This is a genomic window from Bacillus xiapuensis (assembly GCF_002797355.1).
Classification (GTDB): Bacteria; Bacillota; Bacilli; order Bacillales; family Domibacillaceae; genus Bacillus_CE; species Bacillus_CE xiapuensis.
Genome location: NZ_KZ454940.1, coordinates 617,697 through 625,438 on the forward strand (window position 1 = coordinate 617,697; position 7,742 = coordinate 625,438).

Below are 7,742 nucleotides of genomic sequence, written 5' to 3' on the forward strand. Positions count from 1 at the left end.
CCTTTTTCTTCCTATAATATTTTATCCGGTCGCCTAAGCCCTTCATTGCTCTCCCTCTCTCTTCATGATTTATTGCAAATTTCCCTATTTAAATTAACAATTATTCTCACTATAATGTCTTTGAAATAAGTCCCGGAAGGCAGCAATTAAAGAGTTCACGCTTCTTTGTAAAAAGCTTCATTCTGCATGGTTTGTTCATTTCCCGCCAATCTCCGTATGCCATAATAAACCATAATAACTAATTTTTATTATACAAAATATAAGGATACAGGAGAAGGTTTTGGAAAAACGCCTTAAAAAGGAGGAAGAAATGTCCGCATTAGAAGAACTTGAAATCATAGAAACAGAAGCTCTCGTTTTTAAAGAGATCGTAGCCTTTCAAAAGGAGATCTCCAATCCAATGGTCATGAAAAAAGAAATGGATCAGCTGATCGGGCGCCTAAGCAAAAATGGACATAAGCATTGCCATAAAGTGATCACCAAGGTCATCGGCCGCAATGAAAAAAAGAAAACCATTACTTTACAAATCATGGTTCCAATTTCCGATTCACATTACATACAAAGATTCCTGGACAAGTACGATGATTATTTCTTTATGGATCATTATAAGTTAGGGAAAAGTATTAAGATTTCTATTCCAAATGATATGAATGAATTTAAGAGAGCTGTTGATCAATTCGTAAAGTACGCTCATGCTTCTCATGTTAACGAAATGGACTTAGGCAGCAATCCAATCATTGAAATTGCTAAGGTGGATATGAACGGAACAATTGTCGGCTTTGATCTGCATATGGAAAAAATCACAGAGGAGGAAAGTTAGCCTATGTTAACTCTTAATAAAGGCATGCTATTTATCAGATGCTCCCGCTATGAATATCTCGTGAAAAAAGGAAGCATGTCCAACTACTCCTTTCATTTGAAAGATGAAGATAAGACCGGCATTTTAGAGGCTTTATTTGAAAAGACTGATTTTCCCGTTCCACAAGAAAGACTAGCGGAAGAGCTTTCCAATAAGATCAGTGAACCGAACGAAAAATACGTTTCAGATTTATTAGAACAATTGCTTGAAATTGAAGTCATGCTGGAATGCCCAAATGCTCAGCAAATAGAGAAGCCCGTTTGCATTATGACAGATCTTGAACAGGTATCCGTCATTCAAGACATTTTCGAAAAAGGGGGATACTCCGCCCAGCTCCTAGTACTTGACGATGCCAATCATAATGAGCAATTTATAAGCCTGAACCATAACGAAGCTGCTAGCGAAAAGCTGGAGCCCTTTGAATATGTGATTCTTTTTAAAAACCACTTTTCCCCTGGAACTTTTTATCAAGCAAATAAGCTATGTTTAGAGCAAAATAAAAAATTAATCATTGCTTACCTCGATGGCAGTGAAGGTATTATCATTCCGCTCCTGAACTTTGCACAGGTAGGCTGTTACAATGACTTTGAAATTTTACGCGAATCCTCTTTTTATAATCTCTTAGACTATCAAGTAATGAAGGAACGCTTGCTTCAACAAGATAAGGTTCAGCCTACATCGCACCCTCTTCATTTTCATATGCTTGTCAATCAAACAGCACTATTATTAAACCAGTATATGCAATTCTCGTCATTGAATTATTATGCTTACTCCATGGATTTTGAACGCATGGTCAACACCAAAACAAGATTATTGAAATTTCCAAAATGTCCAAGCTGTCAAAGTGACAAAAACCTTGTTCATGCATTTATTTAAGAAAGGAGAATGGACAATTGGATAAGCAGATGCTAGGCATAATGTTTGAGGAAAAAGAGGAGAATTTCAGCGGTGAAGAAGTAGCCGTTTTCAAACGATATATCGAAGAAAACGTAGCCTATTCTGAAAATATTTTTGAATTTTTAGAAGAGAATCTATCCTATTATTCAGCACGTTATACCAGTGAACACTATTTCTCGCCAGCAGAGTACTTTCATGTGAATTCCCAGCCCGTTCATTCGGATGAATTCCTGAAGAATATCGACCTTTACGGCAAAGCCATTGAATGGCATAGCTCGACGGTGCACCCCCAGGACTCTGAATATGTCACAAGAAAAGAGAAATATGTGGATCTGGAGGATTTCCCCCTTACCGTCAGGCAGCTCATTGGCCATTTAAATGGCTATCACAAGCAAGGGTGTTTTTTAATTGATTTACTTGTACTGATCAGTGAAGAAATATATCAGTACCTTCCGCAAAAAGATTTTTTATTTAAATGGAAAAACGCTTCTCACATTGCGGAAAAGTTAAGACAGCATCATTATTTCTCTTTTTCCCCTCCTCCGAAAGAAATCCTGGAGGATGAAGAGGCCATTCTTCTTCTCCCTATTTTTGTCCCCATTCGAAAAATGCTTTTTTTAGGGGCGTGCGGTTATAAAAGCGGATTAATACAATATGAGAAAATCGCCGAAAGAATCAGCTGTCACTTCAAAGCAACCGGTCGACCTTTTGAACAGATTGAATATTTCGATACTCATAAAATGAATGACATTCTGCATTTGGACGGAGTGGAGAGAAGTATAATGGAATTTTTCATTGTTCGCTCTTAACTAAGTAAAGCTTCAAACAGCGGGAAATTTTCTCTCATTCCCCGCTGCTGGTTCGTTAAACAAATCGGGCAGTAAGATGCCGTGATCTTCCTCTTGGACTTTTTGGTTCCCTCTCCATTCTGGAAGAAGGAGTTTTGCGGCATCTTACATGCAAGATAAAGGGGCTGCTGACCACAATGGAAGGAACAAGAATGAAAGAAATTCCAAATAAACTGCAACAAATAAAAGAACAGCTTTTAGATGTGACCGATATAGACCAAATCAAAATCACCCATGAGCTGATTGATGATACGCCTTACAAAACGAAAAATTACTTGAAATATATGCATGATGAATATTACATTCAGCATCATAAGGCCCATCTCATACAGCAATCATTAAAGAAAATCCCCCTTAAGGCAAATAGGGAAAGATTTCAGAATCAAATGCTGCCGGATCTAATTTCCAACAGACATTCTTTGAGAGATTATGAAAACAAACAGGTAGATTTTGAGACTTTCAGCAACATCATTCATTACAGCTTTGGTGTAAAGAATTATGGACTGGGGGCATATAATCAAAAGAAATATCCTTTCAAGTACACGAACTCTCAAGGCGGTCTGAATTATTTAGATTTATACATTGTCGCTCTTAATGTTGAAGGATTAGAGCAAGGCTTATATTACTATGACTTTATCCATAACGAGCTTTGTTTAATGGACGCAGGCAACATGAGACCTCTGATTAATGATATTCATTTTCAAAATGAGTTCACTGTGTACAGCAATTTTATCTGTTTTATCGTTGCGGATATGGAAAGAGTTGTGCCGAAGTACTATAAAAGAGCGTATCGTTTTTCCCATGTTGATACCGGAATTCTTACTGCTTATTTACAGCTTATTGCAGAATTCCATGATCTGGGATCTTGCTCCGTGGCCGGATATTTGGAGCATAAACTTGAGGATTTGCTCGGTCTTTCCAGCAATGATTATCCTATTGTATCGATTTGTTTTGGTTATAAACCAGAGGAGGTTTAGGAAATCGTTATCCTGCAGGTATTACTCCTTGTTCTTCTCATGTTCGCTCTTAGAAAGGACAGACGAGCTCCCTATCTGTATGCCGGTGCGTTATGGATTTGCAGCCTGACTAACTTTTTCATATTTGGCTCAATAGATCTTAACCTATCGTTCTCCTTTATAACATTAATCACGATCATAACGCTTGCTGTTCTGTTTTTTATGCTTGATTTTTTCACCTTAAATATGATTACTCAAAAAGCCTTGCTCTTAGACTTGTCCTACTATTTTAAAGGGAAAGTCCGGTTATCAGCCTTTTTTCTATCTCTTATCATAGGAATACAGGAGGAGTTTATTTTCCGATACTATCTGTTTCAGCATGAATATCCCATCCTCTTGCTGCTTATTGCGGGAAGCATCTGTTTCGGCCTGATACATATTTCTTTCTCCGGCTATGATGTTTTTTCTAAAGCGGTATTAGGCGCCATTTGCTGAGGGATATTCCTCATTACCAACAGTCTTTTCCTATCGATTCTCTTCCATGGAATTTATAATTACTTAGCCTTAAAAGATAAATCATTGAAATCGGAGGTTGTTACCGTTGCAAATTAACGTAAACTCCTTAATTAAAAAATACGGAGATAAAACGGTATTAGATGGAATCACTTTGTCCTTGCAGGATCCCGGGGTCTATTTAATTGCCGGACCGAACGGAAGCGGAAAATCAACGCTTCTAGAAATACTCGTGGGGCTTCGGGATTACAACGAAGGACAGGTTACCATCAATAATCAGACAGTGGACCGCATAAGTATGCGGAATTATGTAGGGTTTCTTACTCAAAACAATACTCTCCGCAAAAATTGTACAGTGGCAGAAGAATTAACCCTCGTCAAGGAGATATTTAATTTGGACATTGACACGTACGATTATTTGAAAGAGTTTAAGCTGCAAGAATTTTATCATCAAAAAACAAAAATGCTGTCTGGCGGAACAAAAAGAAGAGTGCTGATCGCCATGCTATTCATGCCCAAGTATCGCGTGGTCGTATTGGACGAACCTGTTTCAGGACTTGATACATTCAGCCGCGATGAGATATGGAATATGATTCGGGATTACTCGCAAGACAATATTGTGATTGTGTCTGATCATTATTTAAATCAGGCTGCGCAATACAGTGATTATGTATATTTACTGAATAAAGGAAAGATCGTTCTCCACGGCAAAACGGATGAGTTAATTGCAGAGTTCGAACGCGGATTTGTCATCAAGACAAGAAAAAATTATTTAAAAGATTTAAAACAGTATATCAATGAGCGCGACTCCCTGCTGGACTTAAAGGTTTCTGGTTCTGTTTATAACTTTTTCATTAAGAAGGAGGATTACGATTCCTTTCATTCAGTGAATTCTTCAGCAAAATTCAACATACACCCAGTGGACTTGGAGGATATTTACTTTTATCACACAGGAGAATTAATGAAGGAAACGGAGTGAGATTGAATGAGAGCGAAAATGGCATTTTTTAAGGTTGAAATGAAAGCATTATTAAGAGAGCCCGTTTCAATTTTTTTCATGGTAGTTCTGCCCATTATTTTGACGATTGTCTTTGGCGGAGCTTTTGGGAGTGAGAGAACGCAATATGGCGAAAACGTTCTGGGCATCGATACAGTCGTTCCTGTTAATATCGTGTTTCTGCTGGCAAATGCCGGGTTAATGGGCATTCCGATCACCATACTGGAACTGAAGGAACAAGGAGTGCTAAAGAGTTATCATACCTATCCTATCAATATCAGAAGCTATTTTTCTTCATTAGCTCTTACGTTTTCAGCCGTCAGCATTGCGTCTACTTTTCTTTTTGTTACATTGTCATTTACCGTCTATGATGCTTCTTATTACATGAATTTCACAGAGACGCTATCTTTTATATTTCTTTACTTTCTGATCATTTATGTCTTTTATGCAATAGGCTTTTTAATTGCACTATTCATAAAATCAGCAAGAACCGCCAATCTGGTTTCTTCCGGTTTTTTCATGGCATTGCTATTCACATCGGGGATTGTTCTTCCGCTGGATTCTTTGCCGCAATATGTTCAATATGCCGCCAAAGCTTTTCCAATGTCGCACAGTGTAGAGATTACGCAAATGCTGTGGATCGGCGAGCTTTCCATCCGTGAATCACTTGGAAGCCTCTTGTATTTGCTCTTGCTGGCAGCCGGCCTATATATCCTATTAAGGAGTGTGAAGATCAGATGGGACTCGTAAAGGCAAAGAAAAGAGTCAAGATCAATATTCAAAACAAAAGAAAGATATCTGAGCCTCCTTTCCTTGAATATGAAGATTACACTAATTATAAAGAGATGAGCAGCTATTTAGGCTATTTTAATCTCATAAAAAAGCTGGATGTTGTCATGGCGCCCTCTTCCGAAATTCCGCTTTACATCGGAAATTGTGAATTTATGAACATCAACTACTTCTTTAATTATTTATTAAGAAGAACGAGCATGAGCGTTAAGTTAAATGAATCCATTTTCGCTGGCGGAAAAGGCTTTACTTTATACAAAGCCATTTGCTCTTCCCTTGGAGAAGCGTTTGAACGGCTGATGGCCTGCCTTGAGTATTTCGAACAAAAAGAACGAATTGTACTAGGATCTTATCTCGACCTTCAAAGACAAGGAATGAAGGCCATTCACCCCAAAGAAATCAGAAATTTTTCAGCAGACCAGTTGACAGAGGAAAACTTTTTATTTGAAGAGTTTCACGAGGACACCTATACGAGCTGGATGCAAATGGAGGAATTAAACACGGGAGATTCCATCTATATACCGGCTTGTCTCATTCTTATGTATTATAAGCCCCAAAGCACAGCAGAAAAGAGGATAGGCTACGCTACTTCCGGCGGGCTTACCTCCCATTACCTAGAGCAGCATGGCATTGAACACGGGCTGATGGAGATCATAGAGCGGCATGAAATAAATTTATCTTGGTACTGCAAAATCAAAACCGAAGAAATCATTATAGATCAAATTCATAATAAACAATTGAAAAGATTTAAAGACTATATTCAAGAAAAAAACATACGGTTCTTTCGGCATAATGTAGACCAGCAAAACTTTCACGTTATTACAGCCATGTCCTTTGACGATGATATGACAAAATACTCCTTTAATACAGGAGGCGGCATTTCACCAGATATTGAAAGAGCTATCCTTGCTTCCATGGAGGAATATACACAAGCTGTTAATAATACGAGGAAAATCGTCTATGCTCCTAACTGGCTGACTTCTAAATTTTCAAATGGAGTACTGGATTTGAGACTCCCACGTCTAAAGACGCAAGCCCTAAACCTTACGGTTAAACGGGTGGGATTCTTGAATGACTAAGCGTTCGCAGTCCATTTCTGTTTTGAACAGCCTTCAAGATGAGGGCATCTCATTGCCCCTCATAGGGCAGAACCTATAGTTCCCTATGCTGATTGACTATTACCATCAATCACAGGTGCACATCGAATATTCATAGCACCTACTAGATCACGATGTTTCTCGAATCCGCATTTACACTTGTATTTGCGGTCTTGTGCTTTGTTCTTTTCAGAACAGTTAGGACATGTTTGACTCGTATAAACAGGATTCACATATTCAACCTTAATGCCTTCTAACTTGGCCTTGTACTCAATAAATTGAGATAGATGATAAAAGGACCATGTATGCAAATTCTTTTCGTTTTTACGACTTGTTCTTGTCGTCTGTCTGATATTCGCTAATTGTTCTAAACGAATGACAGAGATTTCATTTTCTTTAGCAAAATTAACAATCGCACGACTTACTTTATGGTCTTGATCTTTCATCCAACGCTGTTCCTTGTTTTTTGAACTGCGGATAGCATTTAATTTTTTCTTTTTGCCTAATGCTTTACGAACAGAACGAAACTTTCTCTTTTTATATTTATTCTGTCTGCCGTTACCAAAGAAACGCACTTTTCCGTCATCAGTTACTGCAACAGCCGGAACTTTTAAACCTAAGTCAACTCCCATAACCTTGAATCCCGTTTTTTGAGGAGTAGGCGTAGTGACAGAAATTTGTGCGATCCATTTATTTGACTTTTTCGTGATACGCAATGTGCCTAACTTATGTTTCAGCAAATTGAAATTTCGATTTTCCTTATCAATTAATAAAGCCCGAATAGGC

The 7,742-nt window shown here is 38.1% G+C and carries 9 protein-coding genes; 8 read left to right on the top strand and 1 reads right to left on the bottom strand.

The genetic code is table 11. The annotated features are described in order from the left end of the window. Positions 1-280 precede the first annotated feature (280 nt). From CEF20_RS14665 to CEF20_RS14700, 8 genes are all read left to right on the top strand, one after another. Positions 281-820 carry a hypothetical protein gene (locus CEF20_RS14665; RefSeq protein WP_100332612.1) on the top strand — a complete coding sequence of 180 codons (540 nt, stop codon included), beginning with the start codon at positions 281-283 and terminating at the stop codon, positions 818-820. Between the two features lie 3 nt (positions 821-823). Next, on the top strand, positions 824-1,735 hold the full coding sequence (locus tag CEF20_RS14670; RefSeq protein ID WP_100332613.1) for a hypothetical protein: 912 nt from the start codon (positions 824-826) through the stop codon (positions 1,733-1,735). Positions 1,736-1,752: 17 nt separating this feature from the next. Next, positions 1,753-2,565 (top strand): hypothetical protein, encoded by an 813-nt coding sequence (locus CEF20_RS14675; RefSeq protein ID WP_100332614.1) that lies wholly within the window; start codon positions 1,753-1,755, stop codon positions 2,563-2,565. Between the two features lie 176 nt (positions 2,566-2,741). Continuing rightward, the gene (locus tag CEF20_RS14680) at positions 2,742-3,581 is read left to right on the top strand and encodes a SagB family peptide dehydrogenase (protein WP_100332615.1); all 840 of its coding nucleotides are present in this window, start codon (positions 2,742-2,744) and stop codon (positions 3,579-3,581) included. 225 nt (positions 3,582-3,806) lie between these two features. Beyond that, positions 3,807-4,055 carry a CPBP family intramembrane glutamic endopeptidase gene (locus CEF20_RS17560; RefSeq protein WP_408607820.1) on the top strand — a complete coding sequence of 83 codons (249 nt, stop codon included), beginning with the start codon at positions 3,807-3,809 and terminating at the stop codon, positions 4,053-4,055. A 106-nt stretch (positions 4,056-4,161) separates the two neighbouring features. Beyond that, positions 4,162-5,052 (top strand): ABC transporter ATP-binding protein, encoded by an 891-nt coding sequence (locus CEF20_RS14690; RefSeq protein WP_232713550.1) that lies wholly within the window; start codon positions 4,162-4,164, stop codon positions 5,050-5,052. Positions 5,053-5,070: 18 nt separating this feature from the next. Continuing rightward, the gene (locus tag CEF20_RS14695) at positions 5,071-5,820 is read left to right on the top strand and encodes an ABC transporter permease (protein ID WP_269799240.1); all 750 of its coding nucleotides are present in this window, start codon (positions 5,071-5,073) and stop codon (positions 5,818-5,820) included. Further along, complete coding sequence (locus tag CEF20_RS14700; RefSeq protein WP_232713552.1) at positions 5,808-6,938, top strand: YcaO-like family protein; 1,131 nt, start codon at positions 5,808-5,810, stop codon at positions 6,936-6,938. Before CEF20_RS14695 ends, CEF20_RS14700 begins: the two co-directional genes overlap by 13 nt. A gap of 83 nt (positions 6,939-7,021) precedes the next feature. Here CEF20_RS14700 and CEF20_RS14705 read toward each other — a convergent pair. Then, positions 7,022-7,742, bottom strand: a 721-nt coding sequence (locus tag CEF20_RS14705) for an RNA-guided endonuclease InsQ/TnpB family protein (RefSeq protein WP_232713553.1), incomplete at its 5' end; no start/stop codon positions are given.

Coding starts and splice junctions, on each gene's coding strand:
- CEF20_RS14695 (WP_269799240.1), top strand. CDS start 5,071: ATGGCATTTTTTAAGGTTGAAATGAAAGCATTATTAAGAGAGCCCGTT.
- CEF20_RS14680 (WP_100332615.1), top strand. CDS start 2,742: ATGGAAGGAACAAGAATGAAAGAAATTCCAAATAAACTGCAACAAATA.
- CEF20_RS17560 (WP_408607820.1), top strand. CDS start 3,807: ATGATTACTCAAAAAGCCTTGCTCTTAGACTTGTCCTACTATTTTAAA.
- CEF20_RS14700 (WP_232713552.1), top strand. CDS start 5,808: ATGGGACTCGTAAAGGCAAAGAAAAGAGTCAAGATCAATATTCAAAAC.
- CEF20_RS14670 (WP_100332613.1), top strand. CDS start 824: ATGTTAACTCTTAATAAAGGCATGCTATTTATCAGATGCTCCCGCTAT.